Source organism: Rhizobium sp. NFR03, from assembly GCF_900111275.1.
In the GTDB taxonomy this organism is placed as follows: Bacteria; Pseudomonadota; Alphaproteobacteria; order Rhizobiales; family Rhizobiaceae; genus Ferranicluibacter.
Genome location: NZ_FOGR01000009.1, coordinates 84,864 through 110,863, shown reverse-complemented (window position 1 = coordinate 110,863; position 26,000 = coordinate 84,864). Strand labels below are relative to the sequence as shown.

The 26,000-nt window shown below is 57.9% G+C and carries 23 protein-coding genes and 3 pseudogenes; 13 read left to right on the top strand and 13 right to left on the bottom strand.

Going from position 1 to position 26,000, the window contains the following annotated elements; all coding sequences use genetic code 11:
* Positions 1-74 precede the first annotated feature (74 nt).
* Positions 75-320: a DUF6894 family protein gene (locus BSG19_RS21515; protein ID WP_139274807.1), complete on the top strand. Its 246-nt coding sequence runs from the start codon at positions 75-77 to the stop codon at positions 318-320.
* 15 nt (positions 321-335) lie between these two features.
* Here the strand turns inward: BSG19_RS21515 and BSG19_RS21510 are convergent, their stop codons facing one another.
* From BSG19_RS21510 to BSG19_RS21485, 7 genes are all read right to left on the bottom strand, one after another.
* On the bottom strand, positions 336-617 hold the full coding sequence (locus BSG19_RS21510; protein WP_092990059.1) for a DUF6894 family protein: 282 nt from the start codon (positions 615-617) through the stop codon (positions 336-338).
* Between the two features lie 100 nt (positions 618-717).
* A complete protein-coding gene (locus BSG19_RS21505) occupies positions 718-1,404 on the bottom strand; it encodes a Crp/Fnr family transcriptional regulator (protein WP_244529368.1) in 687 nt (228 codons plus the stop codon).
* A 173-nt stretch (positions 1,405-1,577) separates the two neighbouring features.
* Positions 1,578-1,724: a hypothetical protein gene (locus BSG19_RS26185; protein ID WP_170866067.1), complete on the bottom strand. Its 147-nt coding sequence runs from the start codon at positions 1,722-1,724 to the stop codon at positions 1,578-1,580.
* A gap of 602 nt (positions 1,725-2,326) precedes the next feature.
* A complete protein-coding gene (locus BSG19_RS21500) occupies positions 2,327-2,692 on the bottom strand; it encodes a hypothetical protein (RefSeq protein WP_092990057.1) in 366 nt (121 codons plus the stop codon).
* Positions 2,693-2,929: 237 nt separating this feature from the next.
* Complete coding sequence (locus BSG19_RS21495; protein ID WP_244529367.1) at positions 2,930-3,655, bottom strand: Crp/Fnr family transcriptional regulator; 726 nt, start codon at positions 3,653-3,655, stop codon at positions 2,930-2,932.
* A gap of 144 nt (positions 3,656-3,799) precedes the next feature.
* Entirely contained in the window at positions 3,800-4,063 is a 264-nt protein-coding gene (locus BSG19_RS21490; RefSeq protein ID WP_092990055.1) for a DUF6894 family protein, read from the bottom strand.
* A 528-nt stretch (positions 4,064-4,591) separates the two neighbouring features.
* The gene (locus BSG19_RS21485) at positions 4,592-4,789 is read right to left on the bottom strand and encodes a hypothetical protein (RefSeq protein WP_092990054.1); all 198 of its coding nucleotides are present in this window, start codon (positions 4,787-4,789) and stop codon (positions 4,592-4,594) included.
* Positions 4,790-5,538: 749 nt separating this feature from the next.
* Here BSG19_RS21485 and BSG19_RS21480 point away from each other — a divergent pair.
* Positions 5,539-6,105 (top strand): NUDIX domain-containing protein, encoded by a 567-nt coding sequence (locus tag BSG19_RS21480; RefSeq protein ID WP_244529366.1) that lies wholly within the window; start codon positions 5,539-5,541, stop codon positions 6,103-6,105.
* 161 nt (positions 6,106-6,266) lie between these two features.
* Here BSG19_RS21480 and BSG19_RS21475 read toward each other — a convergent pair whose 3' ends face one another.
* Positions 6,267-6,956: an SMC-Scp complex subunit ScpB gene (locus tag BSG19_RS21475; protein WP_092990053.1), complete on the bottom strand. Its 690-nt coding sequence runs from the start codon at positions 6,954-6,956 to the stop codon at positions 6,267-6,269.
* Between the two features lie 2 nt (positions 6,957-6,958).
* A complete protein-coding gene (locus BSG19_RS21470; RefSeq protein WP_092990052.1) occupies positions 6,959-7,912 on the bottom strand; it encodes a DUF1403 family protein in 954 nt (317 codons plus the stop codon).
* A gap of 123 nt (positions 7,913-8,035) precedes the next feature.
* Between BSG19_RS21470 and BSG19_RS21465 the strand changes: the two genes are divergently transcribed.
* Positions 8,036-9,181, top strand: coding sequence for a site-specific integrase (locus tag BSG19_RS21465; RefSeq protein WP_092990051.1), 1,146 nt, complete (start codon positions 8,036-8,038; stop codon positions 9,179-9,181).
* A gap of 57 nt (positions 9,182-9,238) precedes the next feature.
* Here the strand turns inward: BSG19_RS21465 and BSG19_RS21460 are convergent, their stop codons facing one another.
* Both BSG19_RS21460 and BSG19_RS21455 read right to left on the bottom strand, forming a co-directional pair.
* Positions 9,239-9,724, bottom strand: coding sequence for an MgtC/SapB family protein (locus BSG19_RS21460; RefSeq protein ID WP_170866066.1), 486 nt, complete (start codon positions 9,722-9,724; stop codon positions 9,239-9,241).
* A gap of 304 nt (positions 9,725-10,028) precedes the next feature.
* Complete coding sequence (locus tag BSG19_RS21455) at positions 10,029-11,771, bottom strand: bifunctional diguanylate cyclase/phosphodiesterase (RefSeq protein WP_139274805.1); 1,743 nt, start codon at positions 11,769-11,771, stop codon at positions 10,029-10,031.
* 310 nt (positions 11,772-12,081) lie between these two features.
* Here BSG19_RS21455 and BSG19_RS21450 point away from each other — a divergent pair, with 310 nt between their 5' ends.
* Positions 12,082-14,019 (top strand): hybrid sensor histidine kinase/response regulator, encoded by a 1,938-nt coding sequence (locus BSG19_RS21450; protein ID WP_092990049.1) that lies wholly within the window; start codon positions 12,082-12,084, stop codon positions 14,017-14,019.
* Positions 14,020-14,696: 677 nt separating this feature from the next.
* On the opposite strand, the gene BSG19_RS21445 is transcribed toward BSG19_RS21450, so the two are convergent.
* Positions 14,697-15,524 carry an SDR family NAD(P)-dependent oxidoreductase gene (locus BSG19_RS21445; RefSeq protein ID WP_092990048.1) on the bottom strand — a complete coding sequence of 276 codons (828 nt, stop codon included), beginning with the start codon at positions 15,522-15,524 and terminating at the stop codon, positions 14,697-14,699.
* A gap of 295 nt (positions 15,525-15,819) precedes the next feature.
* Between BSG19_RS21445 and BSG19_RS21440 the strand changes: the two genes are divergently transcribed.
* The 3 genes and pseudogenes from BSG19_RS21440 to BSG19_RS21430 all read left to right on the top strand — a co-directional run bounded on the left by BSG19_RS21440 (position 15,820) and on the right by BSG19_RS21430 (position 17,996).
* Positions 15,820-16,833: a patatin-like phospholipase family protein gene (locus BSG19_RS21440; RefSeq protein WP_170866065.1), complete on the top strand. Its 1,014-nt coding sequence runs from the start codon at positions 15,820-15,822 to the stop codon at positions 16,831-16,833.
* Positions 16,834-16,955: 122 nt separating this feature from the next.
* Positions 16,956-17,335: pseudogene (locus BSG19_RS26465) on the top strand (integrase); the annotation flags it as partial.
* Positions 17,336-17,612: 277 nt separating this feature from the next.
* Positions 17,613-17,996, top strand: coding sequence for a response regulator (locus BSG19_RS21430; protein ID WP_092990047.1), 384 nt, complete (start codon positions 17,613-17,615; stop codon positions 17,994-17,996).
* A gap of 265 nt (positions 17,997-18,261) precedes the next feature.
* Here BSG19_RS21430 and BSG19_RS21425 read toward each other — a convergent pair whose 3' ends face one another.
* On the bottom strand, positions 18,262-18,639 hold the full coding sequence (locus BSG19_RS21425) for a hypothetical protein (protein WP_092990046.1): 378 nt from the start codon (positions 18,637-18,639) through the stop codon (positions 18,262-18,264).
* A 296-nt stretch (positions 18,640-18,935) separates the two neighbouring features.
* Between BSG19_RS21425 and BSG19_RS21420 the strand changes: the two genes are divergently transcribed.
* From BSG19_RS21420 to BSG19_RS25825, 6 genes and pseudogenes are all read left to right on the top strand, one after another.
* Positions 18,936-19,394 (top strand): Ros/MucR family transcriptional regulator, encoded by a 459-nt coding sequence (locus tag BSG19_RS21420; RefSeq protein ID WP_092990045.1) that lies wholly within the window; start codon positions 18,936-18,938, stop codon positions 19,392-19,394.
* Between the two features lie 451 nt (positions 19,395-19,845).
* Positions 19,846-21,777 carry a methyl-accepting chemotaxis protein gene (locus BSG19_RS21415; RefSeq protein ID WP_092990044.1) on the top strand — a complete coding sequence of 644 codons (1,932 nt, stop codon included), beginning with the start codon at positions 19,846-19,848 and terminating at the stop codon, positions 21,775-21,777.
* A 210-nt stretch (positions 21,778-21,987) separates the two neighbouring features.
* Positions 21,988-23,122: pseudogene (locus BSG19_RS21410) on the top strand (site-specific integrase).
* 178 nt (positions 23,123-23,300) lie between these two features.
* Positions 23,301-24,799: pseudogene (istA, locus tag BSG19_RS21405) on the top strand (IS21 family transposase).
* Positions 24,799-25,527, top strand: coding sequence for an IS21-like element helper ATPase IstB (gene istB, locus BSG19_RS21400; protein ID WP_092990043.1), 729 nt, complete (start codon positions 24,799-24,801; stop codon positions 25,525-25,527). The pseudogene istA and the gene istB overlap by 1 nt, the downstream one beginning before the upstream one ends.
* Before the next feature lie 201 nt (positions 25,528-25,728).
* Complete coding sequence (locus tag BSG19_RS25825; protein WP_210185408.1) at positions 25,729-25,878, top strand: hypothetical protein; 150 nt, start codon at positions 25,729-25,731, stop codon at positions 25,876-25,878.
* Positions 25,879-26,000 lie beyond the last annotated feature (122 nt).

Genomic DNA, 26,000 nt, shown 5'->3' with positions numbered 1-26,000 from the left:
GCTGAAACTTTATGCCTATCGCATTCGTCTTGCACCGGACCGAAACAACGAGATGGTGTTCCAGTTTGCAGAAAATGACGAGATACTACTTCCACACGAGGACCGGCGACGAATTCCGCGAGGATGCGGAAGGAATTGAGCTGCCCACACTTGATGCCGCCATGACCAAAGCCGTAGGCGATGCATACTCGTTGATTGCCTCGTGTGTTCAGCAGCGCAAAGACATCCGGCCACAGCTCATCGAAGTTACCGCCAAAGAGGGGGGTGATCGAGGTATCGTCAATCTGCACCAGCTCGTTTTCGACCTGCTGAAGACCTAAGCAGCGCGACCTCGCTCAAACATGATGGTCAGGAGGCGAAGTGTTGGCGAACGGAACTCCGATCACTTCCGCTAAGGTCTCGGCCACAGAAACCTCTGCTAGGAGCTGCCCGCTCTCGCTGCCGACACGAATACTGGTGAGGGTGAACTTCCTCTTTGCCCTCAAGGCATCAGCTGCCATTTCTCGTATCGTATCGCGCGCATCGCTTTTCGCGGTTTCGAGGTCGGGCAGCTCGGCGCCGTCTGGGTCCTGGACACATTCTCGAAGGTAGTTCAGGTGGAGGAAATATTTCTGCATCTCAATATCGGTTCTTTTTTCGGCCCCGGCTTTCACCAAATCGAGCAACGGATAAAATGTTGCACCCGGCTACCGTACAGAACTCGAAGGCCACAGACGTCTAGAACGCCCTGTTGATCAACCGCCGGTACTCCTCCTCGGGAAGCCCATAGCTCCCTCCAGCAGTAGCGATAAGTCCCGGTCGGTCCAAGATGGTGATGGACGCTCTCTCAGCTTTGATAAGATGCTCCCCCTCAAGGACATGCATTGCCGTCGTGACGCCGGGACGACGCACTCCGAGCATGAGGGCTAAAAACTCGTGGGTAAGGGGCATCTGATTGCCTAAGCGGTCCTGACACATGAGCAGCCAGCGAGCCAATCGTTGTTGGAGGGTGAAGCGCCCATCTGCGAGAGCAGACTGTGCAATCTGCGTCATAAAGACGTGCACATAGCGCGAGAGCAGTTTCCGTAGGCTGGAGCTCTGATCCACCATCCTAACCAGATCGCAAGACCGAATACGTAGCGCGGTCCCGGCCCCCTGCATGAAGGCATAATGGGGAGAGCATTCGACATCGAGCAGGACTGCATGTCCGGATAGGCCCTCCCGCCCGACGCAGCCGACCTCAATGTTTTCGCGACCAACCGTTGCGATTTCGGAAGAGAGGCCGCTGAGGAAAAAGTAGACATAGTCGATGGGTTGGTGCGCATCGAAAAGCGGCTGCTTCAGCTCAAGTTCTACCAGCGTGAAATGAGGTTCGAGCAAAGCCCGGTCGTCACGAGACATCACGGATAGCAGGCCGTTCTCCATCAAGGCATTTCCCTCCAAAAGCATTCGGGGGCAGATGTAGCTTCTGACCAGCTCACGGCAATTGTCAGAAACGCACAATGACGGACGACGACGATTGTCTTTAACGACAGCCTGACCTTGTGATAGGACGCATGCGGCAGGCCGTACTGCCGAAAGGGAAATTGGCTCGCTCGCTATTCCATCATCGCTCGAAGCAGAGGCCACAAAACCAGCGCATATGCGGCAACTGTCAGAGTACAGCCAATAACCTGACCTGCGCGATCCACTGTTTTAAAGCTAGCTTCATCAATCATGATCGCCTCCGTGGTCTCAATAGCCATGCTCTCTTAGCGGAGTATCTTCGTCAAGACTGGGATCGCTGCTGCTCAACGATTATTGTCCCCAGTCCCTTTGATAGCAGCAGCAATCGTGGCCGCGGGTCCCAGAAGCATCCCTAGAGCCACCCATTGAAGCATCGGCAGTCGATGCGTGTACGCAATGAGCGCCGTACCGGCAATCGACGCAAGCCATACAAAGGCAATTTCCATTTCTTGTCTCAGACCCGATGTCACTCCTTGCCTCAAGAGCACGAGGTGAAGTCGGTGTCTATTACTGAGCGTGCTCATGCGACCAAGAGATTGTTGATTATTCTCCCCCGTGACCAGCTTCTTTCCGCAGCGCGAGCTGACCCAAACCGTGCGTGCACCGCGTGGGCGGGATCGCCAAGTCTGCTTGGGTCAGCTCGTTTCTAGTGGACGCCACACTATCGTCTCTCCCGTCGGACAAACAATCGAGCCTCTCTCGCTGTTCTGTAGGAATGCCGCCAAGAACAGCCGACCACAGTGTCGTTCGTCGACGAGAGCTGACAGCTCCTTCGTCGTCACATGCCGATCCACGCTAATGACGCCATCGGTGTTCGCAATCATGACGCGGTGTTCGTAGCTCAAGCGTCGCCACCATGTTCAAGCGCTTCGGCTAAGCGGTCTGTTTCGCTTGGGGCGTTTCCAGAATCTGAGTTTTCTCTCTCCACGGGAGTACAAAGTAAAATTCGCGCATACGCTTGCTCTGCGGCATCTGCCGCCGCGATGTGCGAAGGCGCCTGGCCAGCTACATCGTCTGCGGAGAGGCCCTTATGGTGTGCCGTCAACTCCCAATGCCAATTCTCATTCAAGCTGATGTCGGAGACCGCGAGGTAGATACGCGCAACAACCTTATCTCCGGCTAGGCCCTTGAAATCGCCATGACTAATCGGGTTGGCCTTGCGCCATTCAAGCCGCTCGTTAACAGAAGGGAGGACGGTTTTGCTCATGTTCTCGAAACCCCTGCTCGCCCGTGTTGTTCCGTGGGGGCAACATCGCTTTCCGCTATCGGCAGGTCGTTCAACCTTAAGCCCTCCCCTCGCCGGCTGCCGCGTGCATTTGCAAATGCCGCACGCTCTAAGACTGACGGCTTCATATGCGCACCGACTTCCAGAAGGAGACCGTGATGATAAGCCGTACTCGATGCGAACCGGTGCTCGAAGACGTTCGCAACTACGCTGCCCGAGCTACGACGCGGTTCTTCGCGGGGTCGTTCCGAGTGACTGTAGGTTTGGGTTGATCAACCGCCTGTACTCACTTTCCGGCAAGCCGTAGCATCCGGCGGCGACGTCAATCAGACCCTGTCGATCTTTTACAGTGATCAACGCTCTGACGGCCCTGATGAGATTCTCGCCTTCGAGCACGTGGATCATCTCCGTTACACCTGAACGGCGTACCCCCAGCATCAAAGCCAGGAACTCGTGGGTGAGAGGCAGCTCATCCCCGATGCGGTCCTGACACATCAAGAGCCAGCGCGCCAATCGCTGCCGCACTGTGAACCGCGCGTCCGAAACAGCGGATGAGGCAATCTGCACCATCAACACATGAATGAAGCGCAGGAGCAGCATGCGAAGCCGTTTGCTTGTATCGGTAGCAGATAGCAAAATGTCTGAACGGATGCGGAGTGCACTGCCGCTCGCTTGCATGAATGCAAAATGAGGCGATGCCTCCACGCCAAGCAAGACGGAGTGGCCTGAAAAGCCTTCTCTGCCAACACAGCCGATTTCCAGCTGCCCTTTTCCGTCGAGAGTTGCAATCTCGGAGGAAAGCCCTCCCAGGAAGAAGTGGACGTGCTCGATAGGGGCATCGGCTTCAAACAGAATGTGTTTGAGTTTGAGCTCGACTCTCTCGAAATGTGGCTGCAGGAGAGCAAGGTCGTCAGCATGCATGGCTGCTAAAGTGCCGTTTTCCAAAATCCTGCTCCCCTCGAGAAGAGGAGGGTGTAGGCTGCCCTTGATGCAAGAGATATGTTACAACGTACAGAGCAGCTACTGCGGTACGACTATCGACGCTCACTCGTGCTTTATGAGTTCGCTCTCGTAACCCCGGGGTACAAACTAAACGATCGCTGCCTGTTTTTCTGGTAGGAGCGGTAAAACCGCTTCGGTCATTGTCACAGAATGTAAAACAGCGCCTGCAGTATCAGTGACTTCGATCGCATAGACCTCAACGGGGTCTGCCGTCTTCAGGCTGTCTCCCGCGATTTCGCAAAGAGAAGAGATCGCGCCCATGTATGCTTCCGCGAAGGATGCAAACTCTTGGCCTTCCTCGTCAATGCATAGGCTAGTCCGTCGGCGAATGTTGAAGAAATAGCGGGTCATAGGCTCTCCGTTTTGCAGGAGCCTACAACAATCACGACATCATGTTCGTTTCAGTACGTTTCTGACGTAGGGCCACATCGCGCGTTTGTCCTGCAGGGTGCCTACGGCCTTGAACGAATTTCTGGAGTTTTGACGTGATGGGCTTCCCCAGTCGAAATCAGTTTCTGCAAAAGCTCGGTGGAGTGTGACGCGATAGTGCAGCACCTGAACTGCTCGTCTTTCCTTTGAACGAGCATGCCGCTAATCTGAGTTTCTTGAGATGCTGCGAGGCGGACGACAGAGAGAATCCAACCTTGTCAGCTAGTTCGCTCACCCGCTACTCACCTTCGAACATGACGTGGACCATGCGTATCCGCATCGCATTCGCCGTCGTGGCAACCAAGAAAGCCGCTTTATTCGCCTGTTCTTCTGTCGTGTTATCCTACCTCAGCTGAACGCCTTATCAGTAATCCTCGTAGGAGGGCGTTACTACCAAGGAGAGTTGATAGTTCTAGAGTCAGGCGCGTATCTCACGTGTCATGCCGCAAATTAATGCGATGTCTTCGTCTGGCGGTGCCTGTGATCACGGTTCAAGACCTCTGCGAGATATTCCGCAGTCGGAAGATCCATCCCGTCCTGCGCTACGCCGGTTATGGCAGCTGTTTCTCCTGTGTGAATATCTTCGACGGCCCACGAATTGTCGCGGTCGAGCCGGGGCCGGTAGCGGCTCTTAAATCTAACGGTCATTCCATCTCCGGCACTTTAACCGCCTAAAATCGCCCGGTATGACATCACCCCGAGAAAGCCGATCCAGCCAAGATTGATCGCGCCGACGGTAACGATAGCAACAATGCCCATGCCTGCCTCCACATTTGAAACCTTAGAAAAGCATGTTTTGAAGGGCACGCCCAACTGATCGTTAAGTTACGCTTAGCGAACATGGTTAACATCTCGGTAGCCTCGCTCCAGCCTGTCATGCATACTGCTAATGCGGAGGCTGGCTGCACCGTTGCCCGGTTACAGCCTCCGCGGTTCTCCCAAGACCTGAATTGCGCGCCCCCTTGTCATAACCGGCGAGGGGCTTTTTATTCCATCTTGCAGGGTGCCCACCCGGGTGCGCGGGCGTCCTAAATCGAGGGGTATGAATTCCTACGAAGGTCAGTTCCGCGCCATTGTCAGTGAAGACTTCGACTCATCACGGGATCTCGGGGCTGTGTTTCGGCGCGGTCTTTGACCCCACTACAGGCGTCGAACGGTGACCCATTCATTCTGCCGAAAGGGGGGCAAAGTTCCGGGCTCAATCACAGGCGAGCTCTCGGAGTATTTGTCGACAGTCGGAATCAGCCCTTCCTTTCCGATCTTTTCAAACCAACTGGTGAGAAACAGACTCCTGGAAGCGTCTACAGCAGCAGAGCACAAGGCATAGCCCTGACCGAGTCTCGATTTATCACGAGCCTCAGTGTGATATCGGTTTTGCGAATAGTTCGAGGTAGGTGATGAGCGACAGTACACCAGACATTGAGATGATCGACTCGAAAGTCGTCTACGAAAACCGGTGGATGAAGGTCAAGGAGGACAGCATCCGGCGGCGGGATGGTAGTTCCGGAATCTACGGCTTTGTTGACAAGCCTGATTTCGCGATGATCGTTCCTTTCGATGGAGAACGCCTCTACCTGGTTCAGCAGTACCGCTACCCGATTTGTCAGCGCCAGTGGGAATTTCCGCAGGGTTCGTGGGAGGACGATCCCGATGCCAAACCAGAAGACCTGGCGCGCGGTGAACTTGTGGAAGAAACCGGTTTAAGCGCCGATCGGGTCGAGCAGATCGGGCAGCTGTTTCCCCTTTACGGCACAACAACGCAGTCATATCGAATATTCTTCGCCACCGGTCTCACGCAAGGGTCCTCCAGGCTCTCTGTAGAGGAGCAGGACTTGGTCGTTGCCTCTTTCACCGTTGATCAGGTCGAAGCTATGATCCTATCAGGTGAACTGCGCGACGCCGGGACGGTCGCGGCACTATCGATCGCAAAGCTGCACGGTTTGTTTAGTTCATCCCGGCGATAGGATTGATGTGCCGTGTGAAAATGGAATTTCACATTGTCCTCACCTGGGAGAAGAGAAGATAACGTAAGGCTGCTACGCCGAGCCGGTCATCAGTCCGATCCGACGACGCCGAAGCGAGCGACTGGATACCGGACTGGGGGACCCCTGCGCGCAAAATCCGATCAATCCTGCCCGGTGCTATCCTCATCAACGCCATCGAACGGTAGCGCCACATCAGTTCCGCGCCCCTGCATCAGCCCCGCATCCTCCAGCAGCTCGACATCCGGCAGATCCTGGATCGTCTCCATGCCGAAGGCCGAGAGGAAATGCCGGGTGGTCACGTAGGTGTAGGGCGCACCGGGCGTCGGGCTACGCGGCCCCGAGGCGATCAAGCCGGCGCTGCGCAGACTTGCGATCGTGTCGCGGCTGATCTCCTTGCCGAAGGTCTTCGACAGCTCGCCACGGGTGACGGGCTGGAGATAAGCAATGGCCATCAGGACCGTTGCTTCGTTCTTTGAGAGAGCCGCCGCCAGGGACCGTGTCTGTGCCGTGGAGGCTCGAATGGTTTCGGCATAGACGCTGCGGGTGCGATGTTGCCAGCCACCGGCGACGGAGACGAGCTCATAGGGCCGCCCAACCAGATCCTCGCGCAGATCGTCGATCAGGAGATCGATGGCGCAATCCTTGCCGACGACGCGTGCCAGCGTTTCGCGCCTGACGGGCTCTGCGGAGGCAAAGATCACCGCCTCGACCCGCATCATCCACTCCCGCCACCGCAACGCTGGCGGCAGGTCCTCGAGCTCTCGGTCGAAGGCGCGATCCTCGTCCCGTTTCCCGGTGCGACGGCGGGAGCCTGTGCTTGCGCCCGCCATCGTCACAGCCCGTAGATCCGAAAAGTGCTGCGGCCGGACAGCTCCCGCACAGCACCGGAAGCCTCCAGCCGCTCGAACATGCGCCGGCTGGCCCAGCGCGACAGGTTTGCCCCGGGGGCAGAGGCGGACACCGCATCCTCATCCAGCAATCGCCGGAGCACGCCCTCCCCGCCTTTCGTGCGCAGTTTTGGCGCCACCGTCACGAGCTGCCGGGCGCGCCGGTCGATCTCACTCGCCGACTGCAAAGCGGCCCGCGCGCCCTCGACCAGCGCCAGACACACCGCACGCGCAAAACCCGGCTCGCCTGATCGCACCCGGCCGCGGCCGCCCAGCGTACGGAAGGCGGGTCCGCTTCGCTGCGCCATCAGGAGAAACAAGGGCCTCTGCCAGCCGAGCCGTTGCGCGATCAAACCGTCGGCAAGCGCCCAGGTCAGGCGTTCGGCATCCGGGCGAACGGCATGGATGGCGGAGACGAGATCGGCCGCGGCAAAGGGCGCGGATCGGGGTGACTGCAGCGCGCCGTCGATCAGATCGACCACCCCGGCCAGATGATCGTCCCATCGCAGGGAGAGCAGCATGGCGAGTTCTTTCAGGATTGCCGTGTTCACGGGCCCATTGCGGACACCGAGCTTCCGGTAGGCGCAATAGACGTGTCCAGCCGGACCGGGATCACCGGCGTCCGACGACAACAGCATGGCATCCCGCAGCTCGGCTTCCCCCTCGGTGCGCCCCGTCAGGCGTACGGCGGCAGCGGCGGATCGGAGCGCTAACCGTGCGCGCCAGCAACCGCTCCAGACCGGCTCGGTGCGAACCAGATCATCTAGCGTTTTCAGGGCGATGCCGGCGGAGAAGGCCGCGTCGCTTTCCGTCCCGGCAGACCGCAGCAATGCCGTCCATGCCGGCAGGACGAAGCTCTGGGCAGGTGAAGAACCGGTCGGGATGATGCGCGAATCCATGGCAAGAACATAGACCCGATGTGCGGATCCTGCTAGTCAATAGTGCCTGATCCGCACAGTCTGTCATCGTCGAAATACGTCCGATAACGTTGACTTATCGGACGTCTTCTTCATGATGCGCAAATGGCCCAAATCATCGAGCAGACCAACGAAAATCACATCGCGGAGCCATCCGCGCCGTCTCCTGCCACTGTACCCGGCAGCCTTTTGACCGCGCCAGATGTGTCAGGCAGCAACCCCCTCCCCTCCCCCGCCGATGCGGATCGGTCGCCCGCGCATCTTGCCGGCCTTGCCGATCGTGCGCGCGGTTACGTCGAAGCCGCCAGTTCGGCCAATACCCGCAAAGCCTATGCCGCCGACTGGAAGCATTTTTCCGCCTGGTGCCGTCGATCCGGCCTGTCTCCCCTCCCCCCGCAGCCACAGACCGTCGGCCTCTACATCACGGCCTGCGCCTCGGGCAGTGCCGTTGGCACCGCAACGCGCGGCATGAAGGCGAATGCCGTGTCGACGATCGAGCGACGTCTGGCGTCCCTGTCCTGGAACTATGCCCAGCGCGGCCTTGCCCTCGATCGCAAGGATCGTCACATCGCAACGGTCCTGTCCGGTATCCGCAAGAGCCATGCAAAACCTCCGGTTCAAAAAGAGGCGGTGCTGGCGGACGACATCATCGCCATGATCGCAACACTGGATCGCGGCACGCTGCGCGGCCTGCGTGACCGCGCCATGCTGCTGATTGGCTATGCCGGCGGCCTGCGACGTTCCGAGATCGTAGGTCTCGATCTGAAAGCCGACCAGACAGAGGACGGGCGCGGCTGGATCGAGATCCTCGATCAGGGCATGCTCGTCACCCTGCGGGGCAAGACCGGGTGGCGCGAGGTGGAGATCGGGCGGGGGTCGTCGGATGCCACCTGCCCGGTCGTGGCGGTGGAGACCTGGATCAAGTTTGCAAAGCTGATCCACGGGCCGCTGTTCCGCCGGGTGACGGGACAGGGCAAGGCCGTCGGGCCGGATCGTCTCAACGACCGGGAAGTGGCGCGACTGGTGAAACGCGCGGCGATGGCTGCCGGTGTGCGCGGTGATCTCGGCGAGAGAGAGCGGGCGATGAAGTTCTCCGGCCACTCGCTGCGCGCGGGCCTTGCGTCCTCGGCCGAGGTCGATGAGCGCTATGTGCAAAAACAGCTCGGCCATGCTTCCGCCGAGATGACGCGGCGTTACCAGCGGCGCAGGGATCGGTTCCAGGTGAACCTCACGAAGGCGGCCGGGCTCTGAGGTTGCCACATATTGAAGGGGTGCGGATAAGGCATTCCCGTGCCTTTTTGAATAGCTTTATCCTTTATCTGCGTCGGACTCCTTCGGCAGGATCAGAGGAACAGCGGCGAGGATAATCAAGACGATAACGGTCGATAACACGGCAGTTACTTCAAGTCCAAGACCGGCGATCACGCCGATCCCTGCGGTAGCCCAGATGTTCGCCGCAGTCGTAAGTCCTTCGACCTGACGCTGCGCCGAGCGAACCATAATAGCACCCGCGCCCAGGAAGCCTATCCCCTGAACAATGCCCTGGATCACGCGTGACAGATCTCCGATTTCCATTCCGCTCTGTAGCGGACCTACAACGAACAGTGCCGCACCCACGGCGACCAGCATGTGGGTTCGGACGCCGGCGCTTCTTCCCTTGCGTTCACGTTCGTATCCAAGAACCCCGCCCAGCACTGCCGCGATCACCAGACGGACCGTAATCAAGATGATGGTAGACACGTCTGGAACGTCTGAAAATTCTTTGACGAGGCTTGACCAGATTTCCTCTAGCACCGTGATGTCCCTATTCCGTTTTTATAATCTGGAGCAAGCAAAGCCCCGGCGGGGGCTTGTGAAAAAGTAGCGCAGGAATCTCAGAACACGGCTCATCCTCTTTGTTGACCTGACCGTAAACTCTCAGTCACGCGGGAGCGCAGACTTCACGACACGGCCGGAGGGACCCAAACCCTTGTTCTCGTTCAAGCAGCCACGTAAAGGCAGGGCGTAGCGGTCAGTTTGCTCACGATCGAATAGCCAGATCCACTATGCGGCCTCTCTGGTAATTGACCAAGAGGAGCGCGTGCTACGGCATAAGGGATCATGCGGCTTCAGGCGACGACAGCAATCTAATGTCTTGAAACGGTTGCGGCCTGCCGAATAGATACCCCTGCAGCACCTCGCAACCTAGCTCTGACATGATAGCCGCCTGCTCTTCCGTCTCGATCCCTTCGGCAACAACTCCAATGTTGAGCGCCTTTGCGATATCCAGAATGGAAGACAGCACGCGACGCTTTTCCACCGACATGGCGACATCGGCAATGAGATGTCGATCAAGCTTCAGCCGGTCGGGTCTTATCTTAAGCAGACCGAGCAAGGAGGCATTGCCCGTTCCGAAGTCATCGATCTCGATACGTGCGCCCAACGCCCGCAAGATGTTAATCGTGTCCAGGACCTCCTTCGTCGGATCATCGAGGAACACCGTTTCGACGAGCTCGAAGCTGATACCCACCAGCGACCGCTTCGTGTCGCGGATACGTTTGATGAAGCTTTCGTCCTGAAGGCGAGCGGCGGAAAGGTTTACAGCCATCTGCGGAACCGTCTTGTCATCCCGTGTCCAACGGTCGCGGTCCTCGAAGACGCGGAACAGGATCGCAGCATCCAGCTCGGCCGCAAGTCCGGCTTCTTCGGCAACAGGCAGGAAATCATTCGGTGGGAGCAACCCACGCGTGGGATGCCGCCATCGAGCCAGGGCCTCAAGCCCGATGATCACGCGCGTAACCGGTGAAACCTGTATCTGATAGAACGGCAGGATATCTCCAGTAGTCAGTGCAGGTTCGAGATCGGCGGAAAGCTGCCGGCGCACCAGCGCTTGGGCCGCTGATCGTGTTTCGAACAGGTGGGCCTGCCCGCGCCCTGCGCGCTTTGCCTCATACAAGGCCATATCCGCGTGGACAGGAAGATTCTCGAGAGAGCCCTGCCTCGTCGTGCTGATGCCGATCGATACGCTGGCGATTATATGCTTTCCGCCAACCATTAGCGGGTTAGCAATTCTTGCTATCAAGTCCTCTGCTGCTGCCACGAGGCTGCTCTCGTCGGATGCTCCGGGAAACAGCACGACGAACTCATCACCCCCGATACGGGCTGCGGTCCCGCCTACTGGAAGACAACGCAGAATGGACGTCGCTACATGCCGAAGAACCTCGTCCCCGGTTGGATGCCCATAGGTGTCGTTGATCCGCTTGAACTGGTCGACATCGATATGAAAAAGCACAAACACCCGATTTTTCGTATCGTTCGAAACTTCCCTGAGAACGCTATCGAAATGTCGACGGTTCGAAAGGCCCGTGAGGTAGTCGTGATTGGCGGCATGCGCGACTTCCGCATGCCCGAGAGCCAGAAGCAGCGCGGCCTCTTCCGCTTTCACCTGTTGTTCCCGCAGTTCGGCCGCCATGAGAACGTGATCGGTCACATCCCACTCACCGCCTATCAGACAAGGCTCGCCGTCGTCGTTGACATAGTGGCGGGCGCGGGAACGAAGGTGTCTTATCCTGCCATCGGGCCAGATGATCCGGAAATCCGAAGCATAGGGAACGGCGTTGGTGACAGCGCTGGTGAGGTCGGCGAAGGCGCGATCGACGTCTTCCGGATGGAGACGCTGGGACCAGACTTCTGCCGGGACTTTGCCGTTCATGTGTTCAGCACAGTAGAGGGCGTACATCTGCTCATCCCAGATAACCTCCTCCCGTTTCAGATTATGCTCCCACACACCCATGCCAGAAGCATCGAGCGCAAGCTCGAGGCGTCGTAGGAGATCACTGTTGTGTTTGCGCGCGTCTACCAACCGATTTCTTACTCCTTATCACGCGACAATGACGGTAAGTCATTAATGCCGCTTTAGGAGCGGAGCCGTCTTATCGGGAGCTTTAACTGTTTTCGAGGGCATAACGGGAACCCTGCCGTGGAGTCTCAAATTCCTTTGCAGGTGGCATCATCGATGCTCACGCTCGCTTAGAAAATTTGGGATAGGGGCCAAACGTCCGGGCATATCGCGCTGGACTCATCTGCGGATTTCCCCATACGAAATGGTGTTGTCCGAGAGCGGTGCAATCTATATGTGATAGATTGCGGCGAATTATCCGAGGAAGAACTGCATGACCGCGCACGTTACGACGCTACAGGCTGCCTCCATGGAAGGCCGCTATCGCCTGCTCGTGGACGCCATAACCGATTATGCAATCTACATGCTCGATATCGAAGGCCGTATTTCCAGTTGGAATACCGGCGCCCAGCGCTTCAAGGGCTATACGGAGCAGGAAATTCTTGGAGAGCATTTCTCCCGCTTCTATACGCCAGAAGACCTTGCCGCCGGAGTCCCGGCCACCGCGCTCTCAACAGCGGAAGCAGAGGGTCGATTCGAAGCAGAGGGCTGGCGTGTCCGAAAGGATGGACAGCGGTTTTGGGCCCATATTGTTATCGATGCTATTCGTGATCCGCACGGCCAGTTACTAGGCTTCGCGAAGATCACGCGTGATCTTTCAGAAAGGAAGGCGGCTCAGGAGGTTCTGAAGCGAAGCGAAGAGCAGTTCCGTCTCTTGATCCAAGGCGTCACCGACTATGCAATCTACATGCTTGATCCAGAGGGGAATGTCTCGAGCTGGAATGCAGGCGCCAAGCGGATCAAGGGCTACGAACCGGAAGAAATTATCGGACAGCACTTCTCCAGCTTCTATACCGCTGAGGATCAGGCTGATGATCTCCCGCGGAAAGCCCTTGAGATTGCGGCCAAGGAAGGACGCTTTGAGAAAGAAGGATGGAGGGTTCGCCGCGACGGCACGCGGTTCTGGGCGAATGTCATCATTGACGCGATCCATCTAGAAGATGGCAAGCTCATCGGCTTTGCCAAGATTACGCGGGACATCACCGAGAAGCGGCAAGCTCAGCACGCCCTCGAACAAGCGCAGCAGGAACTGTTTCAGGCACAGAAGATGGAAGCCGTCGGACAACTAACCGGTGGGATAGCTCACGACTTCAACAATCTGCTTATGGCGATCCTCGGTAGTCTCGAGATCGCGCGCAAGCGGGCCATCGAAGGGCAAAACGTTGTTGATCTGATCGACAACGCGATCACGGGCGCGAAGCGTGGTGCCTCACTGACGCAGAGACTGTTAGCGTTTTCGCGCAAGCAGGACCTTCAGCTTGAGGTCGTGGACGCTCCAGCTCTCGTTAGAGAAATGGCCGAGTTGCTGCAACGCTCTATCGGTCCGGCCATAGAGATCAGCACCACGTTTCCGCTTTCTCTGCCGCCCGTGGTATCCGACCCGAACCAGCTTGAGAGCGCCCTGCTCAATCTGGTGGTCAATGCCCGTGACGCGATGCCGGATGGCGGAACCATCACTATCTCGGCACGCAAACACGTGTTGAAGGAAAAGCAGGTTCCAGATCTGCGCGCGGGCGAATACGTCTGCTTGTCCGTTAAGGACGAGGGCGAAGGCATGGACGCTGCGACGCTAGAGAAGGCGACGACGCCTTTCTTCACGACAAAAGGCATAGGTAAAGGGACTGGGCTTGGACTACCTATGGTCCAGGGTCTGATGGCCCAGTCTGGCGGGCGCTTGGTTATGAAGTCTAGACTTGGCCAAGGTAGCACTGCCGAGCTATGGCTTCCAGTCGCTCAGATCAATGAACTGCCCAAGCCTGTCGCGGAAGCGCCCCCGTCCACTGCTGTACCGCCACTGACTGTCATGGCAGTCGACGACGACAGCCTAGTCCTGATGAACACGGTCCTCATGTTGGAAGATCTTGGACACACCGTGATCGAAGTAAGGTCGGGAGCGGAGGCGCTTAGTCGTCTTGAACAGGGAGTACGTCCCGATGTTCTCATCACCGATCACGCCATGCCGCACATGACAGGCGCGGAGTTGGCAAGGCACGTAGCCGAAAGACATCCTGCTCTTACCGTAATCCTCGCCACCGGCTATGCCGAGCTGCCGGGTGGTGAGGGTGCTGGTCTGGCTCGACTAGCCAAACCCTTCACTCAAGCTCAACTAAACGAAGCTCTTGGCGCTGCAGTGCGCGTCCAGCTGCCGTAATCTGCAGCTCGTCACCTATGGTGAGGTGAAGAACTGTCGGTTTGGTGCTTATCAGCCAGAGCGACTGTCGGCCCACTGCGGTCAACCGCCGTCGAAAGTTTGGCGCCAATCTCGGATTTGCGACCGCGTGAGACGGCATTCCCGCTAAACCACGGCTTCAGTTGCGGACCCTAAGCCCGTCCCTTGTGACACTTTTCGCCAAAGGCGCCGATCCAGCATATTCGCAGAGTTAGCCCCCGGGTGATCACTCGACATTGAAGTCGGAGAAGGCCGGTGTGGTTTTGTCGGAGGAGCCTTCGGTGGCATCGTCCTGCGGATCCGGCTCCTTTTGATAGACAAGTGCCCGACCTCTGCGACTTCCTCCAGAGCGGAGAGGACATCAGCCCTACGCCAGCCGGCCTGCACCGCACCTTCGACAAGTTCTTGTATAGGTAGGTCGAGCGCCACCTGACAGGAGAGATCATAGTCGGGATGGTGAGGTGAGAGGGATGGCTGCGGAATTTTCATACGGTCAATCTCGGTTGCACACGAAAGTTAAACTCAGTCATGCGGATGGCACCTGTCTGGAATTCAACTGGTACTCTCCCACAAGAGTCCGCGTCCGCCGATGTCGGCGACGATTCCGCCCAAACATAGCCGATGCCTGAAGACCAAGTTCAAGGCGGTAGCGGTGCGCATCAGGCACCTTGGCCCCAGTTCATTTCAAGCCCGCCGTCGATCGTGAAGCTCTGACCGGTGACGTAGTCGGCGTCATCAGAAGCAAGGTAAACTGCAAGGCGCGCTACCTCCCATGGCTCGCCCGGCCTATGCCAGGGAATACGCAGCATTTCCTCGGCGCGCTTTTCAGGATCGTCCGTCCTCTCCATTGTCATCGGCGTCCGGATCAGGCCTGGCGCAATAGCGTTGACGTTGATCCTTTGTTCGGCGAATTCCATTGCCAGGCTTCGAGTCAGCGTCAGCAGCCCGCCTTTGGCTGCGCCATAGGCTGTGATTCCGGGGCTCGGAATAGCTTCGTGAACCGAGGTGACGTTGATGATCTTGCCACCCCGCCTCCCCTGACGGCGTCGGACGAATTCGCGGCAGAAGAAGAAGGGGCCGTAGAGGTCGGTTTTGATCACATTGTCGAAATCCTCGAACGAGGTCTCGACGAACGGTTTGGAGCCGCCGATCCCGGCGCAGTTGACAAGAATGTCGGGAAGACCAAGCCTTTCCTCTACTGAACCCATGAGCATCATGACGCTTGCTTCATCGCGCACATCGAGGCTTTGGACAAAAGATCTGCAGCCGGCAGCTTCCACCTGCGCTGCCGTTGCCCGGGCGCCCTCATCATCGGTGTGATAGGTAACGGCAACGTCGGCACCTTCCAGGGCGAAGGCCTCCGCAACCGCGCGTCCAATGCCCGAGTCGGAGCCGGTAACGATGGCGATCCGGCCGGCGAGCGCTTTGACGCGTTTGCCGGGACCCGGCTCGAAATTCTCGGGGTCGTTTTCGGTATCATTGCCCATCGCCGTCTTCCTCGTTCTGAACGGTCGTGTCGTCCGGCGCCGGGCGCCAGAACATCGTTTCGGTCATCCACCCGGCAGGGATCCCTTCCGAAGATCCTGCGAACCTCCGTGGGCCGGCGAAGTTCCTTGCAGTCGAATGGGGAGGCATGCCGGAACACCAAGCGCTGAAGAAAGTTCGCGACGAGATCTTGCATTGAAGAGGAGGCACGATGCCCGCCGACCGTACTGTCGCTCGCCATGTCACATTGGCGGAAGGCTATCCCGGCTGCCTTGCAGCTGTTGCAGGCCGATCGGAATGACGGTCTGGCTTTGCCTTTCCGGCGGCAACGCTCTGGGTGCCTATCAGGCCGGGGTGTTTCAGGCGCTGAGCGAACATCGCATCGAGCCCGCACGGATCGCCGGCGCGTCGATCGGCGCCGTGAACGGGGCGATTATAGCCGGCAACGTTCCCGAGCAGCGGATGCCACGCCTGCTGGACTTCTGGCAATCGACGGCCGACGATGGTTTCTCCCCGGCCGCTCCGTCGGAGAAGAGCCGCTCGACGCTGCAGGCGCTGCTGACCGGACGCCCCACACTCTACAGGCCAAAGCTTCCGGGACTGTGGTCGACGCTTCCTTTCGCGGCTCCTGACGACAGCCTCTTCGATACTCAGCCCCAACGCGACACTCTGGAACGTCTCGTCGATTTCAGGCTCATCGGCGAATCCGCTGGCGTCCCGCTTGCCGTAACAGCCATCGATCAGGAGACCGGGGAGGATATCACGTTCGACAGCCGCTGCTCGGCGCTGAGCGTTGACCACATCATGGCAAGCACCGCATTGCCTGTTTTCTTCCCGCCCGTAGAGATCAATCGCCGCAAACTCATCGATCCCGGCGTCTCCGCCAATCTTCCGCTGGCCGCTTTGTTCGCGGAAGCACCGCCCGGCGCGGTAACGTGCATCTGCGTCGACCTCTTCTCGACCCGAAGCAAAGCTCAGCGCTCGCTCGGTTCTGCGCTCGGCCGTGGAACAGACCTCGTCTTTGCCAAGCAAAGCGAACATGCCCTGAACGCCATGAAGCGCCGGCTTGCGAACGGGCGCGGTCCTGAAATCGACATCGTTGTCTTGTCCTACGAGAACGAAGACGAGATCGGGATGAAGACCTTCGACTACTCTCGCAGGTCTGTCGATACACGGTGGGCTCTGGGCTATCGGGACGGTCTGCGACTGACAAACGCATTCGATCAGCGCCCGCCACGCCGAGATCGGGTGGAAATATACCGAATGGCCGGAGAACGCCTGACCAGCTGGATGGAGGATAGACGCGGGTAACGAGCGGCCAATCCCATTGCCCACTGCTCAGGCAGCATAGCAAGGCTCAGTTAGGCGCACCTTCCATGAAGTCTGCTGGCTTAGGCAGGCAATAATGCAGCCCCTACGCCGGCCGAAACACATCACCCGACGCCACCTGTGCGGTCATGGCGGTCGAGACGTGAATCCGGTTTACAAAGCTGGGTCATGGGCAGCTGTTCCTACGGGTGACGGGACAGGGCAAGGTCTCGGGCCGGATCTCCTCAACGACTGCGAAGTCGCACGTCTCGTCAAGCGTTCAGCCATGGCTGCCGATGTTCGCGGTGATCTCAGCGAGATCGAGCGGGCTGAGAAGCTCTCCGGCCATTCGCTGCGCGCGGGTCTCGCCTCGTCGGCCGAAGTCGAGGAACGCTATGTGCAGAGGCAGCTCGGCCATGCCTCCGCTGAGATGATCCGCAGATATCAACGGCGGCGGGATCGGTTCCGAGTGAACCTACCAAGGCAGCAAGGTTATGAGGTTTAATCGGACCATAGCGAATCTTCAGCTTCCTCGATCTAGTGACACAAGGATTCATGCGTCAGACTTCAAGTCCGATTAGCGTCATCGTCGGACTTGGTAGAGCCATTGGTTAAGTTGAATACGAACTGCCTTGCTACGCTGTTATCAAAAGAGGCGGATTCGAGGCTACTCTTCAGCAGGTTTGACTAGAGACGTTTAACGGCCTTCCAGCTATGTGATCTATCCTGTCACTGTTTGCGTAATTGCCGACCCTGATAAGAGCAAACAGGAGAAAGTCGGCGTGGAACATCCTTTGTTACTGGTCGTAGAAGATGAGGCGCTGTTGCACATTTTCCTTGAGGACGTTTTAGAGGGCTCTGGATATACTGTTTCAGTTCAATCTACTGTTGACGGAGCTTTGAAAGCGCTTGACGCAGATATCTCGCGCTTTTCTGGTCTCATCACTGACATAAGACTGGGCGACAGGAAAATGACCGGCTGGGATGTAGCTCGGCATGCCCGCGAGCTGTGTCCGACTTTACCTGTCGTTTACATGACAGCGGACAGCAGCCACGAATGGGCTGCATATGGCGTTCCAGGAAGTGTCTTGCTTGGTAAGCCATTCGCGGAAGCTCAGCTCGTCACCGCTATTTCTCAGCTGTTAAATGCGCAACTACCTGGCTGAGTGCCCCGGATCCGTCACAGTGCTGTTGGCATCGCTTTCATGCATTTTTGCGAAGTGACTTCTTCACCCTTTGCCTCGCTGAGAGCTATGATTGTTTATGAATGGGTCCGGATCATCGTCACCAGCAAAACACCTCCCGAGTTCCTGCTGAACAAGAAGACCGGCGTGTCTTTCTCCGTTGCACCGACAACGGCAGACCAGGATTATTACCCCCCGCTTCCGAACTGAGGAAATAGACAAACCACCATGACAACGGCTCAACTTCTCAAAAGTCGGAGCCTTTGGCGAAGCCGGTTTGGGTCAGTTCCCCATCGGTACTTATTCTGTCCAATGCGTGGTCATACTTTTGGACGTGCGGCTGCCTGGCGCGATCCCCAACGGCGATCAGGTTCAGCTCCCCGTGCTCCTGTTCAACAAGACCGCTCAAGTAGCGGAAATCACGCCAGATCGACGCAAGAAACGCGGCCTTCGCAATGGGTAGGTCAATAATCTGGTCGAGCTTCCTGAGCAAAGCACCGCTCGCCTTATGAATTTGTAATGTGGTGGCGGGATCGGCGGATACAGCCGACACGATGGCGTGGATCTGCCGCACCGATCGAACTTCGCCAACTCGCTTCAGGTAGGAAGATATGCTTTGTCCCATAATGCCACCCCATTTGCAGCCCCGCAGGTAGTGCAATCGACGTCCAAAATCACGGGTGAAGCGGCCAGCTTGGTTAAATGCAAGTTACCATACTCATTCGAAGACTTGGCGACTTTAGCAGTATCAAGACGAGCCACCGGTACTCGTGATCCGTTTCGATGGTCATTTTTCTTCCCTACGGTCCTAAGTCACCATTTGTCGGTCTTGGATCCGCAACAAATAAACTGCGTCCCACTTGCTAAGGCCTGAATAGAAGCGCTATCGGAAACGCGCTACATGCTGTTTCGGAGCTGCCTATGCTTGAGAACCCGTCTGTCGATGATCCAGTCATCGTTCTAACGACACGTGTCGTTGCCGCCTATGTCGGAAAACACATGGTTCCCGCGGCGCAATTGCCAGTCTTGATCGCACAGACCTACAGCGCCTTAAAGACGCTGGGTCAAGCTCAGACACCTGTTGCTCCCGACGTTGCTGGGAAGCTGACCCCTGCAGTTCCTATCCGCAAATCGGTCCAGGATGACTACATCATCAGCCTTGAGGACGGAAAACCGTTCAAGTCGCTGAAACGGCACCTGATGTCCAAATACGGGATGACGGCGGACGCCTACCGCGAGAAGTGGGGTCTACCAAAAGACTATCCCATGGTCGCTCCTGCCTACGCAGCGAGGCGTGCTGAGTTAGCCAAGGCGATCGGACTGGGAAACATACGTTCGAACCGCCGGTCAGTGACGAACGACAAACCGCAAACTTCGTGAACGGGCGGCGACAGGAATCCGACAGGTAGCCTGATGCAATGTCGTTTGCGTTGGGACTTCGACAAAACGGCGTGGGAAAGCTCAACTGACCTCCGCTAGGTCGTTCGCATGAATACGTGGCTGGATGTAAGCGGCCCGCGCCAGTTTTGATGACTATCGCTGCCCTGCAATACAACTGCAGGAGCGGTTTCTTTGCGCGCTAAATAGAATCGCTAATAGAGCGACGTCTTTCGAAATAAAATAAGATAAAAGTCCCAAAAGATGGGTTTTTTCATTTTCTTTTAATCGAATTCTCTGAAATGTAATTCAAGGGCTGGACGTCAACGCCAGCGAGTTGCGTGAACGTTTACCTCAGCAGATATGATGTCTGCATCTAGACCCCCAGCATGATGATTTTGCTTCCCGGGATCCGCGTGTCCTTCAATCAGGCTGGCTTATCGGGAAGTTTGTCATGCAAAATATCTCCATCATCGGAAAATTCCTCACGATCATGGCGGCCTTTGGGCTGTTCATCTTAGGTGTTGTTGCCTACTCCTCAACGCAAATCCTCAATGTCGATGCGCGATATTCAGAGTTGATGGTCGGTGAAGTGGTTGCTTCTCAGAAGTTGCTGCAAGCCAATCGAGCGTTTCAAACGGCTCGGGCTGATATCTCGGAAATGGCGGTGGCGCGCTCCGACCAACAGAATAAGCGTGCTCTCGATGAGTTGAGCGTCTCGAAGGTAACGATCACATCGGCCTTCGACGCCGCTATCGCTGCTATGCCATCAGAGAAACACTTCGTGGAATTAAGGGATCAGGTCCTGAAGGTTTTGAACGAGGGCTGCAGATCCTCAATCGAAAGTGCCGCTCGCTCAACATCCGAAGCGGACATCAAAACGAGCCAGGACCTTTTCTTGTCCGAGTGTCAGCCATTGTTTCCGGAACTGACGCAGGCGATCGCGACATTGTCGAACGCCACGAAAGACAAGGCTGACGCAGTCAACGCCGAGCTGTCCGCAATTTCCATAAGCACAGTGGTAAAGTCCATGATCGGCTCGCTGCTGGGGCTCGCTGTTGTCATGCTTGGTGGTTTCCTCGCAATTCGCGCCTGGATGGTGTCACCGATCAAGGCTCTTGGCTCGGCTATGGCGCGATTGGCGACGTCCGACTTCACAGCGAACGTAGATGGAACAGAGCGGAAAGATGAGATTGGCGGGATGGCTAAAGCCGTACAGGTCTTCAAGGACAACGGCGTCAAAGCAGAACAGCTGGCGGTCGAGACAGACGCGATGCGCGGAGAGGCTGAACGCAACCGGATGCGCACGGCCGATGCCGATCGCGCTCGGTCAGAAGCAATGGCTCAGGCAACGACGGGACTTGGCGAAGGCCTGAAGCACCTTTCGAACGGTGACCTCACGTTCCAGCTTGAAACGCCATTTGCCGCGGATTTCGAGGCACTCCGCACGGATTTCAATGCTGCCGTTGCGCAACTGGCAGGTACACTTCGCGCCGTAGCGGATGCGACAGGCTCTATCGATAATGGTAGCCGCGAGGTCAGCGTCAGCGCAGACGACCTTTCCAAACGCACGGAACAGCAGGCTGCTGCGCTGGAGGAAACGGCAGCTGCCCTCGACGAGATTACCGTAAACGTGGCAAACTCCTCCAAACGTGCCGATGAAGCCCGAAAGATTGCTGTTCTTGCAAATGAAAGTGCCGCACAATCGGGAAAGGTCGTCGCAGATGCGGTCGATGCGATGCAGAAGATCGAGCAGTCGTCGAACGAGATTTCAAACATCATCGGTGTCATCGACGAAATCGCATTTCAGACAAACCTGCTTGCGCTCAACGCAGGCGTGGAAGCCGCCCGTGCCGGAGAGGCAGGCAAGGGCTTCGCTGTGGTGGCGCAGGAAGTGCGTGAGCTTGCACAGCGGTCTGCGAAGGCTGCCAAAGAAATCAAGGATCTTATCCGTAACTCGTCCACCGAGGTGGAGAACGGCGTCAGGCTGGTCAGCGAGACGGGACAGTCGTTGAAGACGATCGAGGGCTTCATCGTCACAGTGAACCAGCACATGGAATCCATCGCCACATCTGCACGCGAACAATCCGTTGGACTGGCCGAGGTCAATACGGCCGTGAACCAGATGGACCAGGTTACACAGCAAAACGCAGCCATGGTGGAAGAGACAAGTGCCGCAGGTGCGACGCTCGCCAGCGAGAGCGGCAGACTGCGCGAACTCATTTCTCAATTCCAGCTCGGAAATGCTCTTCGGAAGACAGCTGCCGTGATGGCCGCGATGCCGGCTCATCGTCCGGTCCAGTCGCCTGCAAAAAAACTAGCCGTGAAGGTAGCTGGCGCGTTTTCCGGAAATGCAGCTATGAAGGAGAGCTGGGAAGAGTTTTGAGGTCTCCCTGCCAGGCCCATGACTTTATTGCTGCAGGACGACCCTTAATAGGGGGTCGTCTGTTACTCTACACGGGACAAGGTTGTTTGTCGCAGCCACGATGGCGTAGTTTTGGTACACCTAATCCGCACGGCACCGACTACGCCCGTTCGCAGCATACTACTCGATCGATACGTGTCACTTATCGGACATCTTCTTCATAATGTGAAAATGCCCCAGATCATCGAGCAGAACAGCGAAAATCACATCGCGGAGTTATCCGCTCCGGGTTCGGTGCCCAGCAGCATTCTGTCCGCGCCGGATGAGTCGGGCAGCAGCCTCCTGCCCTCCCCCGCCGATGCGGATCGGTCGCCCGCTCATCTTGCAGGGCTTGCCGATCGTGCGCGCGGTTACGTCGAAGCCGCCAGTTCGGCCCCGCAAAGCCTATGCCGCCGACTGGAGGCATTTTTCCGCCTGGTGCCGTCGATCCGGCCTGTCTCCCCTCCCCCCGCAGCCACAGACCGTCGGCCTCTACATCACGGCCTGCGCCTCGGGCAGTGCCGTTGGCACCGCAACGCGCGGCATGAAGGCGAATGCCGTGTCGACGATCGAGCGGCGTCTGGCGTCCCTGTCGTGGAACTATGCGCAGCGCGGTCTTGCGCTCGATCGCAAGGATCGTCACATCGCAACGGTCCTGTCCGGCATCCGCAAGAGCCACGCCAAACCTCCGGTTCAAAAAGAGGCGGTGCTGGCGGACGATATCATCGCCATGATCGCAACGCTGGATCGCGGCACGCTGCGCGGCCTGCGCGATCGCGCCATGCTGCTCATCGGCTATGCCGGCGGCCTGCGACGTTCCGAGATCGTCGGGCTGGATCTGAAAGCCGACCAGACGGACGATGGGCGCGGCTGGATCGAGATCCTCGATCAGGGCATGCTCGTGACACTGAGGGGCAAGACCGGATGGCGCGAGGTGGAGATCGGGCGGGGCTCGTCGGATGCCACCTGCCCGGTCGTGGCGGTGGAGACCTGGATCCGGTTTGCAAAGCTGGTTCATGGGCCGCTGTTCCGCCGGGTGACGGGACAGGGCAAGGCCGTCGGGCCGGATCGTCTCAACGACCGGGAAGTGGCGCGACTGGTGAAACGCGCGGCGATGGCTGCCGGTGTGCGCGGCGATCTCAGCGAAATCGAGCGGGCTATGAAGTTCTCCGGGCACTCGCTGCGCGCGGGTCTTGCCTCCTCGGCCGAGGTCGATGAGCGCTACGTACAGAAACAGTTGGGGCACGTATCCGCTGAAATGACTCGCAGATATCAGCGGCGACGTGATCGTTTCCGCATTAACCTGACTAAAGCTGCCGGTCTATAGAGCCCTCAGAGCAGGTCGCAGATTTACCTGTTTCGCAACGTTGCAAAAATCAGCTGTAAATTCGCTTGCAATAATGGCCCCCTGAGGGGGGATTTCGCGTCCAATATCCATCCCCTCTGACGATTGGTGTCAGCGTCCTTTCCTTTTGGCCCCGATTGGCCGGGAAGGGCTTACGGGGATGATTTGCGTGGAAAAAATTGGTGACATCAGGCGTGCGTATTTCGAACAGGGGCGAACGATCAAGGAGATCGTGCGCACGCTGTCGGTTTCGCGCGAGACGGTTCGCAAGGTTGTACGAGGCGAGAAGACCGAGTTCAATTACGCGCGTGGTGTTCAGCCGACGCCGAAGCTCGGAGACTGGATCAAGGATCTGACAACGATCCTTGAGAAGGAAGCGAAGCTGCCGAGGCGTGAACGCCGTTCGATACAACGGCTATTCGAGGAGTTGCGCGGCCGCGGATACGACGGCGCGCATGACAGTGTTCACCGGTTCGCCAAGGCATGGCGCGACGAACGCGCTCGTGTCCCGGTGCATGCCTATGTGCCAATGAGTTTTGCGCCTGGTGAAGCCTACCAGTTCGACTGGAGCCACGAGACGATCACGCTTCAGGGGCTGCCTGTGACGGTTAAAGCAGCGCACATGAAGCTGTCGCACGGCCGCATGCCGTTCGTGCGGGTTTACTTTCGGGAAACACAGGAACTGGTGTTCGACGCTCATGACAAGGCGTTCCAGTTTTATGGTGGTGTCTGCCGGCGCGGCATCTACGACAATATGAAGACGGCGGTGGAGGCGATCTTCGTCGGCAAGGCGCGCCGATATAATGGCCGCTTTTTACAAATGTGCTCGCATCATCTGGTGGAGCCTGTTGCGTGCACGCTTGCATCGGGTTGGGAGAAGGGTCAGGTCGAAAACCAGGTCGGCAATCTACGCGACTAGATGTTCCGTCCCAAGCCGCGGGTAAAAGTCTCGCCGAGTTGAATGCATGGCTGGAAGATCAGTGCATCGCCTACGCCAGGCGGACCTCGCATCCCGAGTTCAAGGCTCGAATGATCTTCGACGTGTTCGAGGAGGAACGGGCGAGCCTGATGGATCTGCGCGGTCCCTTCGACGGCTTTGTCGAGAAGGTTGTCAGGGCCAGTACCACGTGCCTGATCATGGCCGATCACAATCGCTATAGCGTCGATGCGCGGGCTGCAGGACATATGGTGCTGGTGCGCTCGCACGCCGAACGCGTCGTTGTTCGTTTGGGCGAGGATGTCGTCGCGGATCATCCGCGATGCTTTCGGCGCGACCAGATCGTCTACGATCCCTGGCACTACCTGCCGGTTTTGATGAAAAAGCCCGGTGCCTTGCGCAATGGCGCACCCTTCAAGGACTCGGATTTACCACTCGCCCTGACCCAGGTCCGTGCAAAACTGAAGAGCCATGCCGACGCTGACCAGCAATTCGTCAAGGTCCTGGGTGCCGTACTCGATCATGGCATTGCCGCTGTCGAGAGCGCTTGCACTGAGGCGTTGGAAGCCGGCGTCGCCAGCGGCGATGTGATCCTTGCCGTTCTGGCGCGCAGACAGCAGCCCACGCCGCCGCCCAGCGTCACCACCCCCGACGCGCTTCGTCTGAAGATAGAACCTGTCGCTGACTGCGGCCGCTACGATGCCATAAGGAAGAGAGCCTGATGGAACGCCATAATATCCTGGATGCCATGAACGAATTGAAGCTTTACGGCATGCGTGCCAGCTTTGACGAAATCGCCGGCAAGGGCCTTGCCCGGCGCGACGAACTTTATCCTCTCATCGCGAGTCTGATCCGCGCGGAGCGGACACACCGGCAAGCCCGCTCCATCAGCTATCGCATCGCTGCGGCCAAGTTCCCGGTTCTCAAGGATATCGACAAGTTCGTCTTCGCCGATACGCCGGTCGATGAAGGGCTCGTTCGCGAACTTGCCTCCGGTGCGTTTCTCGACGCCAGGCGCAACGCGAATTTTATTGGTGGCACCGGCACCGGCAAAACCCATCTGTGCATTGCAGTGGCATCAGCCGTCGTACGCGCACACGCCAGGGGCCGCTTCTTCAACCTCGTCGATCTGGTAAATCAGTTGGAGCAGGAAAAGGCCGCAGGTCGTAGCAGCCGGCTGTGCGAAAATCTGCTGCGCTACGATCTGATCGTCATCGACGAACTCGGCTATCTGCCGTTCAGCCAGCACGGCGGCCAGCTGCTGTTCCATCTGATCAGCAAACTCTACGAAAACACCTCGCTGCTGATCACCACCAATCTCGCTTTTGCAGATTGGCCGAGCGTATTTGGCGATGCCAAAATGACAACCGCCATGCTCGATCGCGTAACCCACCACTGCGACATTGTCGAAACCGGCAACCAGAGCTGGCGTTTTAAGAACCGCTCCTGAGCCCAACAGCATAGTCGTCAGACAGGGCTTCTGACAAACGCGTGCGACCCTGACACGCCTTCGGTCGGGCTACGCCCTCCCTACGTCGCGCCAGGGTCGCACACAGCACCATACAGCACCGAACCAAGGTCAAACGTCACATTCCCATGCCGAAATGGGGGTCAATATTGGACGCGAAAAGGGGTCGTCCTTGGAAGCGATTTGACAGTATCGCCCGCGACGAACAGGGCCGACCCCACCGGGTATCGACGCGAGGTAAAGGGCATCGATCAGGACGTGAAGCTCAACCGTGCCCTCTGGACCCTCACGCAAAAGATGGCCGAACTGAAGGGTGTCAGGGTCGCTGCCTGACCTTCAGGCGGGGCGGGTTCGAACTCGCCCCGCGTCGGTTATCCGCTGGAAGGCAGTCGGTATCGATGCGGATGCGTGGCCGCCCCGGGCTCTACGCGGGCCGGGAATTGCGCAGCGGTAAA